The organism is Vibrio sp. QJM3NY_21, assembly GCF_057785975.1.
This window is the reverse complement of record NZ_CM173514.1, coordinates 566,247-590,963: the sequence shown is the minus strand read 5'-3', so window position 1 is coordinate 590,963 and position 24,717 is coordinate 566,247. Positions and strand designations below refer to the sequence as shown.

Here is a 24,717-nt window from a genome sequence, read left to right as displayed (position 1 = left end):
CTTTACTTCAATGTTAGGGAACCAATATTGAATACCCAATATCATACAGGAACAAGGAGTCCCTTTTGAAACTTCAAAGATCTGCCTTATCACTTCTAATTGCCAGTACGCTCGTTGGCAGCTTAGTGTATACACAACATGTGAACGCACAAGCACTTCAGGCTAGTGAATCCACCTTAAATACCGCGGAAAAACTTGACCTTACCTCCGACGACATCATGAATAAAATGCAATCAAGTCATGTGAGCGTTAAAAAGAAAGGGCACACATTAGCCATCGAATTTGATGCCATTAGCGAAAGTGAAGCCAACTCAAAATGGCCCGGGGTGAAAATTTTTGCGCCTGATGAGAAATGGGATTGGAACACACAAGGTGGGTTCTCTATGGAGGTTGAAAACCCAACTAGCGCCCCTTTGCATTTCGAAATAAAACTAGCTGATACTATTGGTATCATGGGCGCAGCGGACCATCAGCTTGATCTTCCGGTTGATCTAAAACCCAATGAAAAACGCACTATCGAATTTTATTTCAGTGGTTCAGCCATGGAAATGCCCGGTTATCGTGGGGGAAAAGAGCTCAACTTACGTCAATTGTATGAGATGACCCTCTACACCGTTGGACCGGCAGAAAAACAAACGTTATTAATTCACAATGTCGAGTTTCTTGAAGGTACAGGGGATTTAGTACAATCAGAAGTTCGCGAAACAAAAATGATCGATGCACCCATTGATATCATCGCGCCCGTCATTTCATTCAATGACACCAGCCTTGACATGATTGAACGTCATACGGGCTCTGAGGTTCGTATTGTAGATAACAATGGAAAGAAAACGCTTGAAGTTCATTATGGTACAGATGAAGACTACCCAACCGTCAAAATTGCTAAAGATAAACCGTGGGACTGGAGCCAATATGAAGACATCACTTTAGGTTTTGATCTCAAATATACTGGTGAAGCACCAATCCAACTCTATGTGCGTGTTGACGATGATGTGGATGTCAATCTCGGCGGTAAGGCAGACGGCGTTAAGCACAGTCGCACTGGGTACGTGCAGTTATCACCCAATGATGAAGGCACGTACTATTTTACCCTAAAGAACTTAGACCAAACGTTTGATGCCGGCATGAGGGGGCTGCCGCCAAGAAAGGCGTATCAGGCACAGCAAATGGGGTTTGGCTGGGGTGCAGATGAATTGGACACCAGTAACATTGTTAGTATTCAACTCTTCCAAATGAACCCTCAAAACGAAGCCACGCTGGAAATATCGGCGGTATCTTTACTTCCCAATCTCGCGGCAGATTCCAAACGATTTGAAAACTTAATAGACCAATATGGCCAATATAAGGAAGAAAACTGGAATGAAAAAGTTACTCATGATAAGCAGCTTGCCCAGAGAGCAAAAGAAGACATCAGCCTAATAAAAAATGCCACGTTAATGCCCGATAGATCAAAATTTGGTGGCTGGAAAGAAGGCCCTAAACTTGACGCAACGGGCTATTTCCGCACTGAGAAAGTCAAAGGAAAGTGGGCACTTGTTGATCCTGACGGCTACCTTTATTTTGCGACTGGCCTCGACAACATTAGACTAGATGACACCTTTACAACCACAGGTGTTGGCTTCACCCAAATAGAAAAACCTGACACAGCTAATTATCGACCAAGTGAAATTTCTGGTGTTCCGTATCTTGACCAAAAAGGAGAGAAAACCGAACTGTCCGATTTACGACGTAACATGTTTAGCTGGCTACCTGACTACAACGATTCTCTGGCTCAATCCTATCAATACAGCAAAATGATTCATGATGGTCCTCTTGATCACGGCGAAGTTTTTTCATTTTACGGTGCAAACTTACAACGGAAATTTGCGCCCGATTCCTTTAATGAAGCGTTAACCACCTGGCGAGAGGTCGTACTCTCTCGAATGATGGATTGGGGCTTCACTTCATTAGGCAACTGGTCCGATACTGGCTACTACAGCAATACTAAAGTTCCATACACGGCACATGGATGGATTGTAGGAAGTCACCAAAAAATAAAAACGGGTAACGATTACTGGGGAGCCATGCATGACCCGTTTGATCCAGAATTTAGAGCCTCAGTGAAAGCCATGGCTAAGGGCGTTGCTCAAGATGTGGTTGACTCACCTTGGTGTATTGGAATATTTGTCGATAATGAGCTCACATGGGGCAACATGCAACTCGATGCCAACCACTATTCTCTTGCCATTGGAGCATTGCGTTTAAATGCAAAAGATAGCTTTGCGAAAACCGCGTATATTAACGCTCTAAAGAGTAAATACGGGGAAATCACGGCACTTAATATCGCGTGGGGTGAGAACCTACCATCATGGGAAGAGCTCTCAGAGAGCTACCAATTCTCCGGTGAGTATACTGATGCGATCAAATCTGACTTCTCTATGTTCTTAACATTACATGCTAACGAATTCTTCAAGATTGTTAGCGAAGAAGTAAAACAAGAATTGCCAAATCACTTGTATCTTGGATCTCGCTTCGCTGATTGGGGTGTAACACCTGAAGCAACAGAAGCCGCGGCGCCATATGTTGATGTAATGTCTTATAACCTTTATGCCTATGATCTCCAGTCAAAAGGAGACTGGAGCAGACTAGAAGAATTGGATAAGCCGAGCTTTATTGGTGAGTTTGCTTTTGGTGCGATGGACAGTGGTATGTTCCATCCTGGCCCCATTAGTGGTGAATCCCAACAATGGCGTGGAGATATGTTCAAACATTACATGCAGAGCATTGTCGATAATCCATATTTTGTCGGAGCACATTGGTTCCAATACCTAGACTCTCCGGTCACGGGACGCGCATGGGATGGTGAAAACTACAACAATGGCTTTGTGACAGTCACCGATACACCGTACCAAGAACTTGTCGATGCCGCGAAACAGTTCCACGCTTCTCTTTATGAAAGTCGTTACGGAGACCTAGAATAAGCATTGTGTCTTAGATATAGCCTCTTAAAAGGGGCTACTTCATGCTGTTAGCAGTTCAGCAGTTCAGCAGTTCAGCAGTATCTGAATAAATTCACCTACTTCTATCCCCCCATTTTTTTAGCCAGTGTTATTCATTACACCACGCTACAAGATTCTCGATTAAAGCTCTGATTCTTGCCGTTAATATATACGGCGTAAGCGCGGCATAAACCCCGTATTCTAATCGCTGAGCACAAATATTAAGATCAAGTCTCCAACAGAAGGAGAGTTGAAATGGCAAAACGACGTACCAACCAAGAATGGCAAAAGCTTATCGAGCAATTTGAATCGAGTTCATTGTCAACACTCGCATTTTGTAAGCTCAACAATCTCAATCCTTTAACATTTTATGCCAAATGCCAGCAATTCAACAAAACTGAGGCTTTTCAAGGTTTCGTTAGAGCTGAAGTCGTCGAAAAGGCGACATATCAGGCAGAGCTCATCAGGACGCTATCATGAAACGTCTGCTCTGCTATCAGGAGATCTACCTGCTTCGTGAAAACATCGATTTTAGAAAGTCCATCAACGGCCTTGCTGCAATCATGGAAAATGACACCGGCTACCTTTCGGAAGTGACGCACTGTTCCTATTCACCAACAAACAGCTCAATAAAATCAAAGTGTTGTACTAAGATAAAACGGGCTTCGCACTATGGTATCAACAACTCGAAAAAGCAAAGTATAAATAACCACCAAAAGAGAAAAATGAGGCGGTTACCCTGACTCGATTCGAGCTTAATAGGCTGCTTTCTGGTTTCAGAATTATCAGCTACAAGCCCGTAAAAAAAGCATTTTTTCAATAACTTAAGCTGCAACAAAGCCTTATTCGCCAAGTGTTAACGGCATAATTTCAGTATAATCAATGCCATGAAAAAGACACCCAATATCAACCCGGAAAGTCAAAATATTGCCGAGCTACAAGTGATGGTGAAGATGCAGATGTCGGAAAAAATCGAGTGGCAAAAAGAGCGCCAATCGCTACTTGAACAGTAAGCGTCTACGAACCGACTCATTGACTTTCTAATATCAACACAGATACCGCCAACTAAGGCGGTATCTGTCATTCTGAACGCTATTCGGGAATGGGGGACTCGTCCGTTTTTGGCATGTTCCAAGGAAGAAGATGACCATGGTCGTCCTCACTCTTCAGTTTCGGGATTTCTCGTAGCACGTATTCGAGGTACTCATACGGCTCACAGTCGTTAGCCTTCGCGGTTTCGATAAGACTGTACAGCACGGCACTGGCGCGGGCACCATTATGAGTCTTCGAGAACAACCAGTTGTTCCGGCCCACCGTGAACGGACGCACTGAACGTTCCGCTCGGTTATTATCCATACTTAACCGGCCATCATTGGTAACTCGTACTAGCTTCGACCATTGATTGAGACTGTAGCTAATCGCCTCTCCCAGTTTACTTTTGGGGGGCACCTGAGTGACCGATTTATCTAACCACACCTTGAACTCATTGAGCAGAGACTGAGTCTTTGATTGGCGGGTAGCATATCGCTCTTCCCTCGTCTTATCTTTGAGTGCTTGTTCAACACGATAGAGCTTTTGGAACCAACTGACTGCCCACTGGATTTTACCCCCTTTACCTTGCTTGCCTTTTGGTTGACTCTGCTCTGCCTCTATGAACTTGCGTCTTGCATGTGCCCAGCAACCCACCAACTTCGCCTCTGTCTTTTCATACGCTTTATACCCATCAACATGAAGGTATCCAGTGTAGTTTGAGGGCAGTGGTGACCCCGACTTCCTTCCTGGTAGTCGAACAAGACGATTCCGGGAGATTGCGCATTACCGCCCCGGTCTGGACCACACCCATACAACCAGATGTAACTTTTCTTTCTTTCGTCATCGAGCACGGTCAATGTGGTCTCGTCCGCGAACAGAACATCTTGAGTAAGAAGGGTTTCTTTCAGTAAGGCGATTAACGGCTCTACCTTATCTGCGCAACGCAATATCCACTGACTCATCGTTTTTCGGCTGAGCGCTAGCCCATATTGTCTGAACAGCGATTCTTGACGATAGAGAGGCAGGGCATAGTGGTATTTGTTCGTGATGATTTGCGCAAGCAAAGAGGGAGTCGCGATCCTTTTCGGGATAACCGATGCCGGCGGTGGAGCCATTGCAACAACGCTCTTCTCTCCTAGCGCATCACATTGACGGCAGACGTATTTGGGCCTTTCGGTGACTTCGACATACAACCTGGCTGGGATATACACCAGTTTTTCACTGGTGCTTTGTCCCATCCTGCAGAGCATCGACTGGCAACACGAGCATGTTTTTTCTGATTCTGGTATGTCCACCACAACACGCTCTCGTGGTAGGTCTTCGGGAAGCTTTGGGCGACCACGACGTTTTGTCTCGGAGGAAGTGTTTTCCGCTTCCGAGGCGTCATCATTCGGATTATCGGGCGCTTCTTCTTTTTCTATCGTATTGGCATGAGTCTCCGCCTCATTGAACTCTAAGTCCTGAGGGGGCATGGTTTCGCTACTACTACCAAAGCGTTTACGCCGCGCTAGGTTGAGTTTTTCAACCAGAGATTGGATGGTTAATTCGCTCTCGCTTAGAGATTGGCGAAGCGTGAGTACGTTCGATTTACTCTCGTCTAGAGATTGTCGAAGTGTGAGTATGTTCGATTCACTTTCGCCTAGAGATTGGTGAAGAGTGAGTACCGTAGATTCAAGCTCAGTCACTTTTGAACGTAAGAGCGCTAGCTCATCTTCTTTATTTTTATTTGTCATATAAGGAAGATCGCAGAGACCCGCGAAAGTTCCTTATACGCAATATTTTTTAATTTAGTTAAGGCTTTGGTAATTCAATACTTGATGGGGTTTCATTTTTTCGATGTCGAGTCCATCGAGCAACCAATGCCACTGCTCTTCCGTTAATGAGAGTGTTTGCCCTGGCATTTTTCTTGGCCAAGCGAACTTGTCTTTTTCGAGTCGCTTTTGCCAGAGGCAAAAGCCATTACGCTGCCAGTAGAGAACTTTGAGCTTATCCCGCGTGCGATTACAGAAGACGAATAGCGCTTCGGAGAAGGGATTAAGGTTCATATTCTGTTCAACGATAAAGCTCAAGCCGTTAATGCCCTTTCTAAAATCGACGGGCGCCTTGTGGAGATAGATAACAGAGATATCAGGGAATATTTTCATACAACAGCAAGCTCCTTCAATAGAAGGCCGAGCCACTGAGGTGCTACATCACGAGGCACATGAAGAGAGCACGCCCCCGCTTCAAGCCGTAATTCCGTAGGTAACGTAGAGGGAGGCCGTTGCTCGATTTTGATGTTTAGCATGGCTGTTTTTTCAACAACAACGAATTCAGAAAGTGAATCTTCTCGTTTTTTAGGCAGGTTGACTAAGTGCTGTAGTTTTCGACGGTTGTTGTCAAACGTTTTTGGATGAAGATTGTGCTCTAAACAAAACTGAGCGGTAGACTGCTCACTATTGTAATACTTCTGCACAAGGCGTAGCCATTCTTGTTGAGATCTATGCTGAGACATTTTCGAGTACCTTTAACGATCAAAGTTAAAGGTTACGACGTTTATTGAAAGGATTGAATGAGTCGATTTAAAGACGCTTACAGTAATACTGATGTTGCTTATGGCGGGAGAGTGAAGTAACGGCAAATTCAAAAGTTATGAACAAAGCTCTGGGCTTAGGTATGCTTATTAAGAACTTAACAGGTAGGTTATGTGAGGTAAGTGATTCCTGCCTGATTTTAAGTAATAACGCAGTGATAGCGTCTCATGCTATCCAAATTGTCTATGAGGTTCGTATCTATCAAGTTTCTGGACAATTCTGTTTTAGCAAGATTGCTAATTTAGCAAAACATGAATTATTAAAAGTATGGAAAAAGTCGCTTACGTGAGTGTCCAGTATCACCGGAGCAGATCACTTCGCCCTATGGTATAAACTCCTCGAAAAAGCCAAGTACAAGCGGGGCCATCAAAAGAAAAAAATGAGGTGTTTACCTTGACTCAATTTGAACTTGATAGACTGTTTTCAGGCTTTACAATTATCGGGCACTTACCCAAAAGCCCAGTACATACTTTGTTGTTTTACCCCAAAACACATTCTCTTTCGGCTTCGCTAGTGATTTACAACATCATGATCCCCATCATATGAAATAGATAAATAAGTGCTGAAGATGACTGTTTGATGTTCTCCATTGGCTCTTGTGTTCTTTTAGGATGTACTAACTCAAGGCGTACCGCACCATTACTCTTTTTGCTTCTTCCTGAAGGTTTTCTCTCAGAATATGTGGTGATCCCTTTTAGCACTGATTTCCACTCATCCCGCATAATACTTTTTTCAATAAATTGGGTAGCCGCTCTCCAGTGTGATTTGGGAATAAAAGGATGAGTTGCTTGAATGAACACGGCCAACTCTTCTGGTGAGCTAAGATAGACCCCAGATCGAGATGTACTGGTGTGCTCCAGCGCATAGATCACAGCTGATTTGATAGCACTTCGTTTGGAACTATCGATATAAGCCGTTTTAAGCTTTGAAGCATATTGGGTCAATCGTAATTGTTCCTCTCTCGTTTTCAGCTGAGCTGGAAGCAGTTTATCCGTTCGAGCTTTGGTAAAGTGGCGAGAATATTGCTTTCCTCTCGATTCGATGAAAAGCCTTTTTACCCTATTGGCGTTGTCGATCCACTTAGCGAGTGTGTCTGGTTTCAATCGAAACCTTGTACATATTTCATTTCGTTGGAAACCATCTGAATATAGCGTCAAGGCTTGGTAGCAAATGGGGATAGAGATGAGCTCATGCTCAGTTTTCTCCAACGATAGCGTCGGTATTCTGCCTTCTTTAATCTTAGGGGCTAGATATGAAACATGAAGTTTGTTCAGCAAGTAAGAGTTAGAGGTAGCATTGAGATCATTAATATTAATACGATTCAATGTACTTTTAGGGAGCAGCCCTAAATGACACGCTTGATTTTTAGCTAGTGGGTATTTCGCTTGCTGTAAATTATGGGCAACAATCCAATCTGAAAAGTGAAAATAGTGCATAAAGGTCATTGAGGGGGACTCGTGACCTGCAAATGCAGCGATAACAGCGTAACCTGTTAGTTTTGAAGCACCAAACAAAGTGTTTCGTATTTTCTTTAGCTGCTTTTGATTGTATGGGATTAACTGCTTAGGAGTATACTCACAATCCTCAACCTCTAAAACGATCTGGAGCTTGCTAAGGCAACTGTGTCTCAGATGATGAAAGACTAAGTGATCATTTAAGGATAGTGTTTTAAGAAGCGCACCTATAAGGTGGGAAACTTCAAATGTATTGATTGGAAGATTTGCTTCTTCGCCAAGAGAGAAGAACGGCTTTGTTTTTGAGGGTTGCTCTTCGAATTTTAAATGAAAGTACCGATCTACGATTTCCTTTTCATAATCTAATAACAAAGGATGGAGGGGAACTTTTCTTAAACTACTCGCAGTTTTGTTTTTACCAAGGTAGCTTGATCGTATGGATAACCATCCAATTTGAGATAGCTCGACATCTTTCAATCTCAGTTTTTTTATCTCAGAAATGCGTAAGCCACATCGGTAAGCGATAATACAAATAGTTTGCAGGCAGAGCTTATCATTCTCATGGAGGTCGTGCGCTGTATTTATGGCCTCTATGAGCGCGAGAAATAATGCTTCATCAATGTAGCCAGCTCTTGTGTGCGACTGGGTAGGGTCAGAGTGTAAATATTGTGTTGTAACTTCGGAAAAATCATAATGCGTGACCGCAAAAGAATGCAAATCTTTTAGTCGCTCAGTAAAGTATTTTTGCGATTTTGCAGTCGATTGACTCTCTATTGCGTGTCGATAAATTGATTCAAGTTCGTCTGAATCGAGAGTTTCAAGTCTATTCTGGTTACACAAATAAAGCCATTTTCGAGATAGATTAGCATGATATCGTTTAATGGTTGCGACGCCACACGTTGTATTTAGCTTGTGAAGATACCAGTCAACTAGCATGCGTTCACTGATGAGTGATGGGTAAGCATTCATTTGGTCAGTTAAGTTTTTTAGACTTTTTGATAGATCTTTTTTACTTAACGTTTGAACTCTATTTTTAGGGTAGAAGCAGGCTTTTAGTTTTTGATAAGTATTAAAGCTGGTATCGCTTTCATTGTTATTTTTCTTCGGTATAAGTACGTTAGGCGCTGAGAGCTCGTTATGTGCTTTGATGTTTTCAACTAGTGCTACTTGAGGATAGGCAAGACGAACCATGTCACAGGTTGGTACACTATACGACTTTATTTTACCGATTTGATACTCTGTTAGTGCTTGGCTAATAGCCACTTCTGTATGTTGCTCACATACATATACAGCAGAGTGACAAAATTGATCAAACGTTATGGAAAGGGCGCTGTCGGTGAGCGTCCTCATTAAACACGACTTGTTCTCTGGTGCATGCCAACTTTTCTCTTTCCAACGGTGCCAAATCCGCATGAGCCCGAGGGTAAACGGGTGCAAATAGCAATGAAAGTGAGTTAAGTGCTGCCCTTCCACTTTTATATTCGTATTGAATGACTTATCGTCAGTGCATAATGATATAAATGCGGTCTCGTTCCACTGTTGAATGGGGTAGTTATCGTCACTTATTGCATCAACGAAAGACTGAACGACACATGGTGAGCAGTTGCCGCTATGAAACATAAACGAGAGAACCACATTTCGAAATGATTGAGGTTGGCTACGAGTGGGTTTAGATGTTAGTTGCTCGAACCAGTCTTGATAGAATGCATACACTTGCCAAGAGCGTTGCGTCCACTCAAGTGTCCGAAGCTGTCTAGGTGGTTTATCTGTGACAAGATAGGATGGTGGTGTGACTTTCCAACTATACTTTTTTTGATAAATAAGAATCTGTTTGACGGCAAAATTAAAAGCTCTACGATAGTCTTTATGAACGCCAAATGTGTCGGCAATATTAGTCAGATAGAGCATCCACTTGTCATGAAAACGCTCATTGCTGGGTGCGCGATCTGGGTTGGGAAACTGCTTTTCAAACAACTGGTTTGCTTTAGCTTGTACGCGTTCGGTTTGCTTTAAGCGCTTTTTCGATCTTGCCTCTATTCCAATCATATCCATGAGTTCACCCGTGCCCCTACCCCTAGATTTAATAAGTGTCTATCGATAATATCGGCGATGTCACGCATCATAGAGCGAGAAAGCATGCTGAAAGAGTGATAGCATCGTTGGCCGTGAATAGCATGTCCCATCCATGCGTAAATCAATGCAGGGTCAACGTCGTGCTCAGTTAGCATTGATCGTATATGGTGCCGCGCCCAATTAGGTTGCAGAGGAAATACGCTATCAATAAATTCAGTATAAATAGAAGGGGTGCAGGGCAATATTTCATTTTCTCTTCGATAAAAGAAAAGGTGCTCACTGCCATCTAACACTTGCTTATAGTGAAGGCTCAACGGTCTATTTTTATTGCCACATATGATAAACATCTTCTCACAATAGTGAAGATAGCACTTCATAGTCTGAATGGCAGTGGCTCCTAGAGTTACTATTCTGCTATTGTCACCATCTCCGGATTCTTTGTCCGATATCCAATAATCCCCAGTGAGCAAGGACATATGGCTTAGCTTGCCGAACCATCCTGTAACCGGGCGATACCCTGAAGCCAGCGAGAGAACAAGTTGAGTGTAAAGAGTGACTAAGTTGTGGTAGTGATCTGAAGTGATCGAGCTATTTTCTGACTTAATCTCGTTCTCTAAAGCGGCAAATAAGTGTTTGAGTAAGTTGGGGTCTATATATAGAGGTGACCCAAGTTTGATAGCTTCAGGCTCACGTTGGAAGTCGACGAATATGCGATCATCATGATGAAGCCTAGAAAGAAAAGACAGGTAGCGATGATATTCACGGTAGACTTTAAGGTTAAAAGTTTGAAGGTAGTAAAGTGATGGTATTGTTTTTACTTGAACTCCTGAGATCAGCGCGACTAGCGTGGGGTCGATATTTGAATGTGCTAGCTTTTGACTTAGGTAACCTGAGACTTTTGTGAGTGAGAGGTGGGTATTATTTACTTTATTGAGATGTTGAAGTAAGTCTTTGAGGTCACTTTCAGTAATACCATTAAACTTAAAATTACGTAATCGGTGACATATTACTTTAGGTAGTGGCAACCAGTATTTATGGTGTGTGTGACCCATCAAGGGCTGTAACTCAGCACGTTGCTTTTGGGAAGGGAGCGAGTGAGAGCGTTGAAAGCCTATAATGCCGTCCGGCTTTACTCTGAAAGCTTTTAGTTTCTTGACTTGGCCGCAAGTATTCCCGGTGACAAGCATAATTAGTAATAGTTTTGCAGAGTCAGAGCTTGGCGAGTTTGTTATCGCTTGCTCTATACAAAAATTGACTAGTACACCAACTTCGTAATTGCTGCTAACGGATATATCACAAGCCAGTGACATCTCTTTTTTTGCGATTCGAGCTTTAATGGCTCGTGCATTAATTGCGCCAGCAGCATAGGAACTTCGGGCGACTGAGCGATCTGTGACTATATTGAGTGTACGTATTGCATCTCCGGAGTCATCTTCTTTTTGCCATTGGTATTGTTGCTTGGATGAAGATTGAAGTTGTTGGATTTCAACCAATGAGTTGTTGCTATCTTCATCCAGAAATTTAACTTCACCTACCTGCAAGCTACCGTTTTTTTGGAACTCTGAAGATATCGCTTTTCGTGTGAAGCCTTCATTAAACTTCAAGCTGGCTTCATATGGGCGGCGGTAGTGGTTCAATTGATTGATGATCTGAGCAGGAGGACGGAAAGTGTTCTCTTCATCTATGAGCTTTTGAAATTCGTGTACGAGTTCTGAGAGATTGAGGGCATGAATATTTGGTAAATAAGCAGCCATATTTTCCCGTTTACCCAAAGAAAACAGTCGCACATCGTCGCATATCGCTTTGATTTTTGGTTGATGAGTCCCTATGAACGTAAGTCGAGCCACGCATAGCAGTGTTAGTGCCTTATATTGGTCAAACTTTGAATGGTCATACGAGGTTAAAAGTATATCTGAAGCAAGGAATACAGGAAGAAAATGAACGCCAATTTTTTTACACTCGTTAACTGTTTTATAGATATAGCTCAAAGGTTGGGAAGACTCTTTATTTGCCAATGTAGCCGTGTGTTGGAGCAATAGATCAATTTCATCAAATTCTTGTATATATTCAGAACTAACAATAGAGCACAGGCGTTGAACCTCTTTTGCCAGGGCGATGTTTGAAATTTCTTCAAAAGGAAGCAGCTGTTTAAAAAAACGATCAATATTTTTTGCTTTATATCGTTCATAAAACTTATCAATCATTGTCATGCTCCTTATGTAGCAAATGATTTAATATTGATGTTCTCTGCGGAGCTAGTGTTTGGTTATCGGGTTGTTTTGAATATTGGAGAGCTAAGGCGCCACGAGACATATGAGCCATGCAAGCTAACTGACCTTGACTCAATTTATTCTTGCCAAATACAGCGTCGAGGATTGGTTGTGGGGCGCACGTATTCAACTTTCTTCTTACCAACTCTAAACGTTGCGTATCTAATGATGTAAGCAATGAACGAATGACGGCAAGCCACGATCTTTGACGAATTTCGTCTTCAGATAGGTCGTTGTGTAAGATTATTTCACAACTAGCTAAATTAAGCTCGGAGAGAGAGAAGTTGACAAATTCAAACCCGGATACGATTTGGAGATGCCCTGAGGAGTCAATCGTACCTTGAATCGGCAACCCTAGATTTAACGAAACATGCGTTTTGCTATCTAAGTCTTTTCTATCAAACAACAACTCGCATTGATTAAAAAATTCAAACGCTGTATTTGCACTTGGATGAATAAAGAATTTTAATCCTTCTTTTTGCCTTTGAGTTAAAATTCTAGCCATTCACCTCTCACTATTCGATTGAAAAATGTACATAAACTATACATTACAGGTGGACTAAACTGAACAAGTTACGAGACTAAATGGTAAAGATTGTGACAAAAGCCCTAAGTTAGGGCTTGTTAAGTCATTGAAATATAGTCAATCAAGGGATTTCATGACCTAAAAATATGAGAGGGTATCATCCTTCCAAGCTGATGATGCGGGTTCGATTCCCGCTGCACGCTCCAACTTCTGTTTAGTTTCAAATTCTCTTTAGTTACAATACCCCTTAGATTCACCATCTCCTCTTAGCTTCAAAGCCTAAAATAATTAAAACTGCGCACTTCATTGTGTGATTTTTTGTATTAAAAAAGAGCAATACCAAATGATATTACTCTTTGAATATTCTTAATTTAATTGGTTACCTCAATCAAGCTGCCCTTCATCTAAAGCAGAAGTAACCCATACTAGCGGCGCATTCCAGTTGATGGTTATCTCGTTCAACGTCCAAGCTCCAATATTATCGCGGTAACACGTTTGTCCAACACACTTGCCTTTCATCACAGCGGCAATAGGATCACTAAAACTTACCGAATTTGGGCCTCCAATTAACGCACCCGGCGCTGGTTTTGGTGAACTTTCATCAGCAGCGTAAGCCCAGAATCGATGATGAGGATTCTCAGCAGGTTTCGTTCCATAACCAGTAACATAAGAGATATTCATCGGGTTACCTCCGAGGATATAATCCATCGCACTAGCCGCCGCTTTGATGTATCGAACATCATTAGAAAAATCGTGAGCGTAAATCAAAAAGATACTACGGTTTACAAGGTTGGAGTTTGAGCCCCACGAATACTCTTCGACGGTATAAGGGATGTTGTAGCCTTCATTGGCAACTTGCTTGGTATAAGATTCTGCCGTTTTAATGATGTTCTTACGTGCTTGTTCAATAACTTGGTTGTCTAATGAATTAGGTACCACGGCTAAACTCACGGTGCCCGCAGGCGCTATATACTGCCAATACATGTCACCATCTGCATTGATGTTCCCCTTCGGCACTTCAAGATAGTGCGGGGAATCAATCAATACTTTTTTGTAAACCTCATCATTGGTTGTGATAAAGAGCTCGGCCCCAGCCCAGTATCGCTCATCACTCAATTCGATATCATCATACGGCCCAGAACCGGTGAAGTTGTCGTAAGCATAGATATCTTGATGTTGATTTGCGGCGTTCCATGCTTTGGTCGCTGAATCCAAACATAACTGTGAGAAGTCGCTGTCGATATCTTTCCAAATACGTGCGCACTGAGCACCAATGGCGGCCAAATTCAATGAGGCCGCTGTCGTAGGGTAACCAACATAGCGTTTCTGAGTATCTTTGTGCGGTGGTAATGGCATGCCAGTCCAAGACTCATCTGCGATCTTGTGGAATGCCAGCCCTCTCGCGTTAATTTCGGTAAGTTTGAGGTTTTTACTCGCAGACTGATTACCAACAGGAACGGCGATAGGCGTGTCAGAATCAACTTGCATCGCTAACATGAACTCTATGTTCCAGCGAGCTTCAGACAACAGCGGGTTAACGCCATTGGTTGCTTCAGGGATTTTTACTTTGCTCTCTGAAAAAGGAAGCGATTTGTTTTCTAGGAACTGGCTTCGCTCGTATAAGTTCAGAAGTGTCCATGTTGAGATGCCACTGTTCACCGTATATTTACCATGATCGCCTGCATCATACCAACCACCAGTCGCATCAATCGTCAGGTCGCAGCCAGGCCATTTATTTCCCCAACTATCGACTTTATCAAAGCATGTTGCAGTATCGGACATGTGGCCACCGGGCCTCGCAAGATCCTCACGTTGAACGAACTCTGGCTTTATTTCAATGCCGCTACGATTTTGATAGAAGTAAGACAAAGCATCGAGCTTCAACTTACTATAAACATCGTTTCGAATATCGAACGGATAACTGACATCATCGCCGACTTCGATCGTTAAACCTTTCATTGTGTCTGTATAGTTTGAAAGATTAACTCGGTGAATGTGCTCACCCGACGCTTTATTCAGGCCGAATACTTCAGTTTTACCGAGATCAAGGCTGATCCCGGAATGAGATACTAATGTCCATTTCAAAGGTGTCGTCGAGGTATTTTCAACGAAGACAAATTTATCGGATTGAGGTAAGAAGCCAACTTGGTTAGCTCGAATTGGCATCTTAGTCGCTACTTTTACAAATGGCTTACCTACAACAGAAACGTTATCAACACAGATGACACCTGCTTTCTGTGCGCCTAATTGAAACTGGAATTCTGTATCGGCGTCACTATCAAGTTCGTGTACAAAATCAAACGTATAGCTTTGCTTGTCTGTTGATATACCCACGTCACTTAGAAAATAATGCGTATAAGGAGGCCCTTCATGTTGGATCAAGGCTTTCATCTCAGTATCAATATTTGCATATGCATCGAACGATACCTGATATTTCTGACCTTGCTCTAAGCCAATACCGCTATGGCCTAAAATAATATCCCAAGAATTTTTCCCTGGGTTTTTAATATCAATACACGCTTCATTACTTTCTGTTGCTATGTTGGCGCCAGCATTCCACCAACCATCCATATTGCCTTTAAAGTGACTATTCCTAATCTGCTCTTCTGCATAAGTTACTCCAGAAGATAAAATCATGACAACCGCGAGAGATAACGTTCCTTTTTGCATCATTATTCCTTAAAGATGTTTCATATCTCCAAGGAAACTAGCGAAATAGATTCAATAATAGAGAGTTAACATTCGCAAAAAATAGACTCGTAAAAATAAATATTATGATTTCTTGTCATGTTTAACACTAAGGAACAAGCTCATGAATCAATTGCATGGATAGACAAAACGATATTGTGCTAGTGCTTCTCAATTAAACTCAGATTTCATAAAAGTGTGGGTTTAATAATCTTGGTCAATATCCGAAAAAACAGTTGTGTTAATGTGCACGCATTAGCAACAACCAAAAATAATTAAAAATGTTTAAAAGCAATGAGTTAACAATAAACATCGAAGCAATCAATGTCGCACTGTCAAAAGTTGAAAATGCGAACAAGATTCAGCTTAATACGTTGAAAGGTTATGTGAGCAGCGAACCAGAACAGGCCGTGCTTGCGTTTCGTTCTTTGAATGAAGTGGAATCGATCGACGACAAGCTTAAGAAGATCATGTCAGAGCTACCACACCTCAGTGGCGAAGCTCATCATCTGCTTGAAACTTCTATCTTGCTACAGTGATTCTAGCTACAGATAAGCCTCAGCCAATACAAGTTAGTTCATGTATTCCTGAACAGGTTGAGACTTATCTTTAACTGGTCACAGCGTTTAACCAATGACTTATCCGTTACACAAAGCTGTACTGATAGGTTGAAATGAATTGGTGATGTAAGACCCTCGCATTACTCCCAGAAGTTCCACCATTTTTTGCTGTTTTCCTCACGCTGCTGTTGGCCTTTTTCTGAACCTTTCCCCTCTTCTTTACGCTCTTGTTCCGCTTTTTTGTCTTTCTGCTTTTCTAATCCCGACTTTTCTTCGTCCTTATCCATATCATCTTTAAGCTTCTCTTTCTTATCTTTGAGCTTCTCTTTACTCTCTTCGAGGGCTTCTTTCTCGTCTTCTAAATCATCAAGCTCTTTATCTAACTTCTGCTTATCTTTTTTGTTCTTACTTTTTTTCGCTTTCTTCTTTTTCTCTTCGATCATCGAATCAAGCTGCTTCTCACGATCATCCATTTCGCCTTCAACTTTTTTTGCCTCAGCGAATGTTTTTACTTCTTCTAAATCGGGCTTACCTTTACCAGCCCACTCAGGTTTAGCAGCAATACTGTGGGTCGACCACGTTATCAAAGCACCCGTTACTGCAAGTACTAGAACTGTCTTATTCATCCTTAAACTCCTATTCCTATAGTCTTTTAAAGCTAATACCTAAATAGCACTAAAACAAGGTAGCCATACCTAGCACTCATCCCTTTGAACTAGATATGGCTTGTGTATCACCTTATAGCGTTAATGCTTTGACCATACCCGCTTCAGCGTGACCAGGAATATTGCACGCGAACTCTACGTTATTATCACCATGAAAATGCCACAGTAATTGCTTCGCTTTACCCGGCTCAACTGTAACTGTGCTACCCGAATCATGGGCGTGATTCCCCATATTTTTCATCATTTCACGATGCTCCAATTGCTCTGAAGCAGAGCCAATCGAGAATTCGTGATCAATCTTGCCGGTATTCATCACAACAAACTGCACTACGTCATTTGGCTCTATATCGACCTTGTTTTTAAATGTGATTTTCATATCATCACTTAGCAGCACATGAACCACTTTATCGGGCTTCGCGCCTTTAGCTGGCATCCCAACTTCTGACATACCTTCCATGTCCATCATTCCATCCATATTCATCATCTTTGAATGGTCCATCTTTCCACTCGTCATCATACTGTGATCCATTTTTGAATGATCCATTTCTCCGCTCTTCATCATCGAATGATCCATACCTGATTGATCCATATTTGATTGGTCACCAGCTGAATGGTCCATTGCAGCAAACGCGGTTGCTGTAGTCAGTGTTAGAGCTATAGCAATTAGTGTCTTTTTCATGATCGTTCCTTAGATTAATTCAGTTATTTATTTGTTAGTTTCACATGTTCATGTGGTGCACTCTTACCTACTTTTGTTTTGGCAAGTAAGGGCTAATAATCAAGACTTTATTTGTTTGTCTCGCTTTGGCTGTGCGTAATCTCACGCTGTTTCCAGAGCTTAAAGATTGCAGGCAACACCAGTAGGGTAAGCAACAGCGCAGAAGCCATTCCGCCTATCATCGGCGCGGCAATTCGTTGCATCACTTCCGAACCAGTACCCTCGCCATACATAATTGGAATGAGACCAATGATCACCGTAAGAACCGTCATCATCACAGGGCGCACACGCAGTCCTGCGCCTTCTCTAATGGCATCTGTTAGATCAGCTTGTTGAAGCGTTTGTTGGTTTTGTTCTGCATCGAGCTTTTTGTAGTGCCACGCTTGGTTGAGATAAACCAACATGATCACGCCTATCTCGACCGCAACGCCTGCAAGTGCAATAAAGCCAACACCCACCGCAATCGAGAAGTTGTAATTTAGGAAATGCATCAACCACAGTCCGCCCACCATAGCCAAAGGAAGTGTTGCCATGATCATCATCACTTCACCGACGCGGCGGAAGCTTAGGTAGAGCAACAACATGATGATGGCGATGGTGATCGGCACAACGACACTCAAACGCTCCTTCGCACGCTCCATGTATTCGTATTGACCAGACCAAGCGAGCGAGTAACCCGCCGGTAATACAACTTGTTCGGCAACGACTTTTTGCGCTTCAGCCACGTAAGAACCTAAATCACGACCATCAATGTCCACGAACACCCAACCGTTAGGGCGTGCGTTCTCCGTTTTGATCATCGGTGGGCCATCTTCATAACGAATATCCGCGACATCAGACAGTGCAATACGAGCTCCGTTTGGTGTCACCAATGGCAAGTTCTGCAACTTAACGACAGAATCACGATAGCTTTGTGGGTAACGGACATTGATTGGATAACGTTCTAGCCCCTCAACGGTTTCGCCCACATTCATGCCACCAACCGCAGTCGAAATAACCTGTTGCACTTCTTTAATGCTCAAGCCATATCGCGCAGCCGAGCGACGTTTGATATCTATCGTCACATAACGACCACCAGCCACACGTTCGGCATACACAGAAGCCGTACCACTGACACCATTCAAGATAGGTTCAAGTTGCGAACCAATATCTTCAATCACGCTCAGATCCGGGCCTGCGATTTTGATACCAATGGGGGTTTTAATACCAGTCGCTAACATGTCGATACGGGTTTTGATTGGCATAACCCAAGCATTGGTTAAACCGGGGAACTGAATCAGATCATCAAACTCTTTACGCAGCGACTCCGTAGTGACACCGTCACGCCACTCATCTCGCGGTTTAAGCTGAATCACAGTTTCAATCATGGTTAACGGTGCAGGATCGGTTGCCGTCTCTGCTCGACCAATTTTGCCCCATGTGGTTTCGACTTCTGGAATGGTTTTGATGAGCTTGTTGGTTTGTTGCAACAACTCACGAGCCTTACCTATTGAGATACCCGGATACGTGGTTGGCATGTACATCAAATCCCCTTCGTCCAAAGGAGGAATGAACTCGCTACCAAGCTTACTGGTTGGGTAATAGGCAGACGCCATTAAGCCAAGTGCGATAACAATCATCACCTTTGGATATTTTAGGCTGAGGTTTAGAAGCGGCTTGTACATCGCCACTAGGCTGCGGTTCACCGGGTTTTTGTGTTCAGGTAGCACGTTGCCGCGAATGAAGTAACCCATTAGCACAGGCACAAGCGTGATAGCCAAACCAGCTGCTGCGGCCATCGCATACGTCTTGGTAAACGCAAGTGGCGAGAACATCTTGCCTTCTTGTCCTTCTAACGCGAACACAGGCACAAAGCTCAAGGTAATGATGATCAGCGAGAAGAACAGCGGTGCGCCAACTTCTTCTGCTGCCTTACCAATCACCTGCCAACGGTTTTTGTCAGTGAGCGGAGTCCGTTCAATGTGTTTATGAACGTTCTCGATCATTACTATGGCACCATCTACCATGGCGCCAATCGCAATCGCAATCCCTCCAAGAGACATGATATTGGCGTTAATACCCTGCCAATGCATCACAATGAATGCACCCAAGATACCGACAGGCAGACTTAGAGCGATAACCAACGACGAACGGATATGGAACAGAAACAGCGCACACACGATCGCAACCACGATGAACTCTTCAGCCAGCTTCTTCCATAGGTTTTCAACGGCTGAATCAATCAAAGTTGAACGGTCATAAGTCGCGACAATCTCGACACCATCAGGTAAGCCCGCTTGCAGTTCAGCGAGTTTGGATTTAACCGAGTCGATCACTTCACTGGCATTTTCACCAAAGCGCATCACGATAACGCCGCCAACCGCTTCGCCCTCACCATTGAGTTCAGAGATACCACGACGCATTTGCGGGCCAAGGTTAATGTCAGCAATGTCACCTAATAGCAGCGGAGTACCTTTGTCGGTCACTTTTAACGGCAGAGATTGAATGTCTTCGATGCTTGTCAGGTAACCGGTCGTACGAACCATGTGTTCGGCTTCGGCAATCTCAACAACAGACGCTCCTGTTTCTTGATTACCATCTTGGATTGCCTTGTTGACTTGCTGAAGCGTCAGGTCATATGCACGTAACTTGGCAGGATCAATCTGTACTTGGTACTGCTTCACCATGCCGCCAACGGTCGCCACTTCAGACACGCCTTCTACGGTTTGCAATTCATACTTCAAGAACCAATCTTGCAAGCTGCGAAGTTCCGCTAAATCATGCTGGCCGGTTTTATCTTGCAACACGTAGCTGTAAACCCAGCCCACACCAGTGGCATCAGGCCCTAATGTTGGCTTGGCACTTGATGGCAAGTTAGGAGCCACTTGGCTGAGATATTCCAACACGCGAGAACGCGCCCAGTACATATCGGTATCGTCGTTGAAGATGATATATACATAGGAATCACCAAAGAACGAATAGCCACGAACCGTTTCTGCACCCGGTACGGCTAACATCGCCGTTGTGAGCGGATAGGTCACCTGATCGTCGACTACTTGAGGCGCTTGCCCCGGATAGCTGGTTTTGATGATCACCTGGACATCTGACAAATCAGGAATGGCATCGACGGGCGTATTTTTAACGCTGTATAAGCCGCCAAATACGATGGCTACAGTGGCAACCAGCACTAAGAAGCGGTTGCTAATAGACCAGCGAATGATTGCATTGATCATAGTTCGTCCTCTCCCGTGCTATTCGTCGGTTCGAGAGATTTGAGCACATAATCAGAACCCTGCTTCGCCACTAGAAACCGAATGCTTTGACCCTCGGTAAACTCGGATAAATCAAGGTCATCACTTACTTGGAAGTTCATCTCACCCGCTTTCCAATTCCACTCAGGGACTGGCTGATGTTTTACGGTGATCATGCCAAAATCTGCCATCAACATAGTGATGTCACCTGTTACCCAAACTTCGCCAGCGATCTTGTGTTTGTTGACCTTGTAATCAACAACCTCGTACTGCCCTGACTCTGTCTTTCTCATCTCAAAATCAATCGCCTTACCACGTTGCACGTCACTCATATCCAAGCCTTCCGCAAAGGTGAAATTCATCACCATGCCCGGCCAATCCCATTCAGGAACAGGCTGATGGTTAATCGTCACCATGCGACTGCCTTTCATAACATCGAAAATTTCACCGTTTGCCCATACGGTTTCAGCTTCTTCCTCAACACCATTGATACGTGACAGATCAGCCGATTGGCTCGATTCAGAGTCCAACATAAAGTGCGCAGAAGTCACGATATGTTCACCTTGTTCAAGCCCTTGCAACACCTCGATCTTATCGCCAGCTTCACGCCCTACTTCAATGCGTGCTGAACGGTATTTGCCCTCTCCTTCGGACAACACCACTCGAGTCATGCCACCGGAATGAATAACAGATGATCTTGGTATGGTGAGCACTGCATCATCACTGATTGGCTTCAACGCAATATTGGCGAACATATTTGGCTTAAGCTCGCCATTTGGATTGGAGAACTTTAAACGAACGCGCAAGGTTCGCGTTTTTGGGTCAAGGATTGGGTAAACGTAGTCGACATTACCCAACCACTCTTTGCCAGGAATGGCATCTAGCGTCATCACCGCATTACTGCCCGATGAGATCCAGTGAGCTTGGCGCTCAAACACTTCAGCATCAACCCACACTTCATTTAGAGGCCCTGCACTGATCACCGCTTGTGCAGGTGAAAGATAACCACCTTCTCGGATATTCAAACTTGCTATAACACCATCGGCTGGCGCTTTGATTTCAATGGTTTGCGAGGCTTTCCCTTTACGAGCGATGGATCGTATCTGCGCTTTATCGACACCTAAGGTAACCAAGCGTTCAGTGGAGCCCTTGACCAACCCTTTGCGACCCGTTTTATAAGCACTAAGTAACTCTTCTTGTGCCTTAACCAGCTCTGGAGAATAAAGTGTGAACAACACATCGCCCTTATTGACCTTCTCACCGACAGCATTGATATAAAGCTTCTCAACCCAGCCAGTTGCTCTTACGTTGGTTTGCCACAATGTACTTTCATCAAACGCCACATAACCCACGGTTTCAATCCGAGGAGACAACGCTTCAAAGTTAACTGTTGCTGTTTTGACACCCAGATTATTTTCTACCGACGAATCAATAAACACGGTTCCGGGCTTATCTTTGGCTCCGTCGTTCACATCGTCAGCATACACCGGGATAAGATCCATCCCCATTGGCGATTGACCTGGCTTATCACGCTGATAATTTGGGTCCATCGGAGCCACCCAGTACAGAGGCTCATCCTTGGTTTGTTTACTTACTTCGGCGTCTGTACTCGTAGCCATTGCTGACATGTTATGTGCTGACCCAATGACAAAGTGATTCACACCAAAACCCAATGCACCACCGACCAACAAAGCGATAGTCGCTACTTTTACTGTATTCATTGTCTATTCCTTTACTGATTGGCTGTTGTTTTGAGTTACGGTGGGATTGAGTTGCGGTTGCTTAACTTGGTAGTCAAAACCACTGACCAGTGAGGCCAGTTTGCTATTTACGATGTTGAGATCAGTGATTAGGCGTTGCTGTTCAAGCCGGAGTGCTAGTTCATCCGCCGTTGCTGCAATGACATCGTTAAACTGAGCGGTATTGTTTTGATAGCCCCTTTCAACCGCGCTGATTCGCGCTGCGGTTTGAGGAAGTAAGGACGTTTGATAGCGATCTAATCGCTGGATCAGATTTGATCTGTCCACCAGCAATGCATTCACTTGCGCGTTCATTTGGGAAAGTAAGGTGTCTTTTTGGGATTTAGCTGCACCAACTTGATACTGAGCCGCCGACAAATTCTTGTCTTGTCGGTTGCCCGTAAACAGAGGGATGTCGACCGTTAGATAAGCACTGACAAGATCAGAGGCAGGTTCGCCAGCCATGTTGTTCGCTTGTCGATGGGCATACATCACTTCCACACCAAACTGTGGCGTATACGCTTGCTCGGCTAACTCAACTTGAGTTTGATTTGATGAGATAGTCGCATCTGTGATCTTAACGAGCGGATGATCCGTCAACAGTTGATAGTGCTTGGTTGAATCGATATTGGTCGCTAATTTGCTTTCCAACAACGACCAATCAATTTGGTTGGTTGCATTCAGAACGCCCTGAGAATCAAAAACTTGAGAGCCTAGCCAATCAGCCCCCAACCATTCAGAAAGCTGGGAGATTAGACGGCGTTGAACTTGCTGATTGGCTTGCAGTTTCTCATCAAGCTTGCTGACTTGAAGCTGAGCATTAAGCAGATCTTGTGCTTCACTTTTACCAATCGAGTAATTGGTCTGCACATAGTTTTCAAGCTCAACCAACAAACGACGATTTTGACGAATCACCGACTCAGCCTTTTGCTGATAACCTAACTCAAGCCAAAGCTGCGTCATGCTGTTAGCAACGGTAAGCTCCCGAGCCTGAACTTGCAGAGCGAGCCCATTTGCTTGCTGACCTGCTTTTTTCTGCTGAAGATCCAGCGTATCGCCACGCTCAAATTGCTGCATTAGACCGACCGAAATATTGGTCATTGGGTCTTGATCAAACTGGAAGCTATCGACTGGCAGTCCGCCAAATCCGACTTTCAATTTCGGATCCATTAAGGTCGCGTTGGCAATGGCCGTTTCTCGCATCGCTTGAGACTGAGCAAAGTACTGTTTGCGATTTCCATCTTCGCTTAACGCAATCTCAATCAGAGTATTGAGTTGCTGCGTCGAGCTTGCTTGGTCATGTGCTGAAATGTGTTGAGCATTTGAAGCTGACGCAGTGGTAGCCGCGAGCGTAGCACTTGAAAACAAGGCCATAGGCAAGGCAGCAGCAACCACTAAGCTCGTGTTCATTACAAACACAGAGGTTGTTGGTTTTATATTCACAATGAATGTCCATATCTAGCATTAAATAACGCATATAAAAGATTGGCGTATCAGGTTTATGGGGCTGATATCGCTATGTTTTTAGATATAGATTTATGCGGTGGGTGGGCGTAGTAAAGATTGAGCGCGTGCGACTTTCTGGCCAATCGTGACAGATTGAAAACGAGCTAAAGAAGAGACAAATGGATTGGCGGCTTGAACAGCCTGAATTGGATAGGAAGTTGCAGAACACACTGAGGCACAACAATCGGCACTCGCACAATGGTTACCCATCATGTGGCCGTCGTCTTCGCTCATTGAAGACATATCGCATTGAGCCATCAAAGCATGGGCACTCATGTTAAAGTCTTCAGCGTGTACTTTTTCACTCATCACATGACACCCTGCCATTGAATCGTTAACCGAAGTATCGCTGTGGTAACAAGCCGATTTGCTCGACCCCATTTCCATCATCATTACTTCAGTCATCAAGGCTGAGGAGCTTGAGGCATAGCTAGACATCAACATCGCAATGATGCTGAAAACAATAATCCAAGTTTTTCGGAATGTGTTTGTCATAGTTTACCTTTGAATTTACACCGCAACTATAAACGTTACCCTTAGGGTAAGGTCAATGCCATTGTGCCGATATTTATCTGACCGTTGAAAAAGTATTCATCCTCTCTTTCATCAAAGTGAGATAATTCTTCGACTTTGCAGTTTTTTCTTTAAAAATTATCCAATTAGCTAGCGAAACCTCTATCTATGTATTTTACTTAAAATAGTGCA

15 protein-coding genes and 2 pseudogenes are annotated in these 24,717 nt (G+C 43.7%); 4 read left to right on the top strand and 13 right to left on the bottom strand.

What is annotated here, in order from left to right; translation table 11 throughout:
* The first annotated feature begins 65 nt into the window (after positions 1-65).
* The 3 genes and pseudogenes from AC3CID_RS18325 to AC3CID_RS18315 all read left to right on the top strand — a co-directional run bounded on the left by AC3CID_RS18325 (position 66) and on the right by AC3CID_RS18315 (position 3,991).
* Positions 66-2,960, top strand: coding sequence for a beta-galactosidase (locus AC3CID_RS18325; RefSeq protein WP_488527855.1), 2,895 nt, complete (start codon positions 66-68; stop codon positions 2,958-2,960).
* A gap of 273 nt (positions 2,961-3,233) precedes the next feature.
* Positions 3,234-3,440 (top strand): annotated as a pseudogene (gene tnpA, locus AC3CID_RS18320) (IS66 family insertion sequence element accessory protein TnpA); the annotation flags it as partial.
* 425 nt (positions 3,441-3,865) lie between these two features.
* The gene (locus AC3CID_RS18315; protein ID WP_488528016.1) at positions 3,866-3,991 is read left to right on the top strand and encodes a hypothetical protein; all 126 of its coding nucleotides are present in this window, start codon (positions 3,866-3,868) and stop codon (positions 3,989-3,991) included.
* A 79-nt stretch (positions 3,992-4,070) separates the two neighbouring features.
* Here AC3CID_RS18315 and tnpC read toward each other — a convergent pair.
* The 7 genes and pseudogenes from tnpC to AC3CID_RS18280 all read right to left on the bottom strand — a co-directional run bounded on the left by tnpC (position 4,071) and on the right by AC3CID_RS18280 (position 15,576).
* Positions 4,071-5,743 (bottom strand): annotated as a pseudogene (tnpC, locus tag AC3CID_RS18310) (IS66 family transposase).
* Positions 5,744-5,797: 54 nt separating this feature from the next.
* On the bottom strand, positions 5,798-6,154 hold the full coding sequence (tnpB, locus tag AC3CID_RS18305) for an IS66 family insertion sequence element accessory protein TnpB (protein ID WP_488527854.1): 357 nt from the start codon (positions 6,152-6,154) through the stop codon (positions 5,798-5,800).
* Complete coding sequence (gene tnpA / locus AC3CID_RS18300; RefSeq protein ID WP_488527853.1) at positions 6,151-6,504, bottom strand: IS66 family insertion sequence element accessory protein TnpA; 354 nt, start codon at positions 6,502-6,504, stop codon at positions 6,151-6,153. The genes tnpB and tnpA (AC3CID_RS18300) overlap by 4 nt, the downstream gene beginning before the upstream one ends.
* Before the next feature lie 597 nt (positions 6,505-7,101).
* Positions 7,102-10,089 (bottom strand): tyrosine-type recombinase/integrase, encoded by a 2,988-nt coding sequence (locus tag AC3CID_RS18295; protein ID WP_488527852.1) that lies wholly within the window; start codon positions 10,087-10,089, stop codon positions 7,102-7,104.
* Positions 10,080-12,314, bottom strand: a complete 2,235-nt coding sequence (locus AC3CID_RS18290; RefSeq protein ID WP_488527851.1) for an integrase — start codon at positions 12,312-12,314, stop codon at positions 10,080-10,082. The genes AC3CID_RS18295 and AC3CID_RS18290 overlap by 10 nt, the downstream gene beginning before the upstream one ends.
* Positions 12,307-12,885 carry a hypothetical protein gene (locus AC3CID_RS18285; RefSeq protein ID WP_488527850.1) on the bottom strand — a complete coding sequence of 193 codons (579 nt, stop codon included), beginning with the start codon at positions 12,883-12,885 and terminating at the stop codon, positions 12,307-12,309. Before AC3CID_RS18285 ends, AC3CID_RS18290 begins: the two co-directional genes overlap by 8 nt.
* Before the next feature lie 405 nt (positions 12,886-13,290).
* Positions 13,291-15,576 carry a glycoside hydrolase family 9 protein gene (locus AC3CID_RS18280; RefSeq protein WP_488527849.1) on the bottom strand — a complete coding sequence of 762 codons (2,286 nt, stop codon included), beginning with the start codon at positions 15,574-15,576 and terminating at the stop codon, positions 13,291-13,293.
* A gap of 299 nt (positions 15,577-15,875) precedes the next feature.
* Here AC3CID_RS18280 and AC3CID_RS18275 point away from each other — a divergent pair, with 299 nt between their 5' ends.
* The gene (locus tag AC3CID_RS18275) at positions 15,876-16,133 is read left to right on the top strand and encodes a hypothetical protein (protein WP_016788617.1); all 258 of its coding nucleotides are present in this window, start codon (positions 15,876-15,878) and stop codon (positions 16,131-16,133) included.
* Positions 16,134-16,294: 161 nt separating this feature from the next.
* Here the strand turns inward: AC3CID_RS18275 and AC3CID_RS18270 are convergent, their stop codons facing one another.
* The 6 genes from AC3CID_RS18270 to AC3CID_RS18245 form a co-directional block, all read right to left on the bottom strand.
* The gene (locus tag AC3CID_RS18270; protein ID WP_016792688.1) at positions 16,295-16,780 is read right to left on the bottom strand and encodes a hypothetical protein; all 486 of its coding nucleotides are present in this window, start codon (positions 16,778-16,780) and stop codon (positions 16,295-16,297) included.
* A 112-nt stretch (positions 16,781-16,892) separates the two neighbouring features.
* Positions 16,893-17,498, bottom strand: coding sequence for a copper-resistant cuproprotein CopI (gene copI / locus AC3CID_RS18265; protein ID WP_016785334.1), 606 nt, complete (start codon positions 17,496-17,498; stop codon positions 16,893-16,895).
* A gap of 107 nt (positions 17,499-17,605) precedes the next feature.
* Positions 17,606-20,749, bottom strand: coding sequence for an efflux RND transporter permease subunit (locus AC3CID_RS18260; protein WP_488527848.1), 3,144 nt, complete (start codon positions 20,747-20,749; stop codon positions 17,606-17,608).
* Complete coding sequence (locus AC3CID_RS18255; RefSeq protein WP_488527847.1) at positions 20,746-22,488, bottom strand: efflux RND transporter periplasmic adaptor subunit; 1,743 nt, start codon at positions 22,486-22,488, stop codon at positions 20,746-20,748. Before AC3CID_RS18255 ends, AC3CID_RS18260 begins: the two co-directional genes overlap by 4 nt.
* A 3-nt stretch (positions 22,489-22,491) precedes the next feature.
* The gene (locus tag AC3CID_RS18250) at positions 22,492-23,943 is read right to left on the bottom strand and encodes a TolC family protein (protein ID WP_488527993.1); all 1,452 of its coding nucleotides are present in this window, start codon (positions 23,941-23,943) and stop codon (positions 22,492-22,494) included.
* A gap of 99 nt (positions 23,944-24,042) precedes the next feature.
* Positions 24,043-24,507 carry a hypothetical protein gene (locus tag AC3CID_RS18245; protein WP_488527846.1) on the bottom strand — a complete coding sequence of 155 codons (465 nt, stop codon included), beginning with the start codon at positions 24,505-24,507 and terminating at the stop codon, positions 24,043-24,045.
* Positions 24,508-24,717 lie beyond the last annotated feature (210 nt).

Bases quoted from the DNA above. Each gene is read 5' to 3' on its own strand.
- tnpA (WP_488527853.1), bottom strand. From the start codon at position 6,504: ATGTCTCAGCATAGATCTCAACAAGAATGGCTACGCCTTGTGCAGAAG.
- AC3CID_RS18315 (WP_488528016.1), top strand. From the start codon at position 3,866: ATGAAAAAGACACCCAATATCAACCCGGAAAGTCAAAATATTGCCGAG.
- AC3CID_RS18280 (WP_488527849.1), bottom strand. From the start codon at position 15,576: ATGCAAAAAGGAACGTTATCTCTCGCGGTTGTCATGATTTTATCTTCT.
- AC3CID_RS18270 (WP_016792688.1), bottom strand. From the start codon at position 16,780: ATGAATAAGACAGTTCTAGTACTTGCAGTAACGGGTGCTTTGATAACG.
- AC3CID_RS18295 (WP_488527852.1), bottom strand. From the start codon at position 10,089: ATGGATATGATTGGAATAGAGGCAAGATCGAAAAAGCGCTTAAAGCAA.
- AC3CID_RS18290 (WP_488527851.1), bottom strand. From the start codon at position 12,314: ATGATTGATAAGTTTTATGAACGATATAAAGCAAAAAATATTGATCGT.
- AC3CID_RS18255 (WP_488527847.1), bottom strand. From the start codon at position 22,488: ATGAATACAGTAAAAGTAGCGACTATCGCTTTGTTGGTCGGTGGTGCA.
- AC3CID_RS18275 (WP_016788617.1), top strand. From the start codon at position 15,876: ATGTTTAAAAGCAATGAGTTAACAATAAACATCGAAGCAATCAATGTC.
- AC3CID_RS18285 (WP_488527850.1), bottom strand. From the start codon at position 12,885: ATGGCTAGAATTTTAACTCAAAGGCAAAAAGAAGGATTAAAATTCTTT.
- tnpB (WP_488527854.1), bottom strand. From the start codon at position 6,154: ATGAAAATATTCCCTGATATCTCTGTTATCTATCTCCACAAGGCGCCC.
- AC3CID_RS18245 (WP_488527846.1), bottom strand. From the start codon at position 24,507: ATGACAAACACATTCCGAAAAACTTGGATTATTGTTTTCAGCATCATT.
- copI (WP_016785334.1), bottom strand. From the start codon at position 17,498: ATGAAAAAGACACTAATTGCTATAGCTCTAACACTGACTACAGCAACC.
- AC3CID_RS18260 (WP_488527848.1), bottom strand. From the start codon at position 20,749: ATGATCAATGCAATCATTCGCTGGTCTATTAGCAACCGCTTCTTAGTG.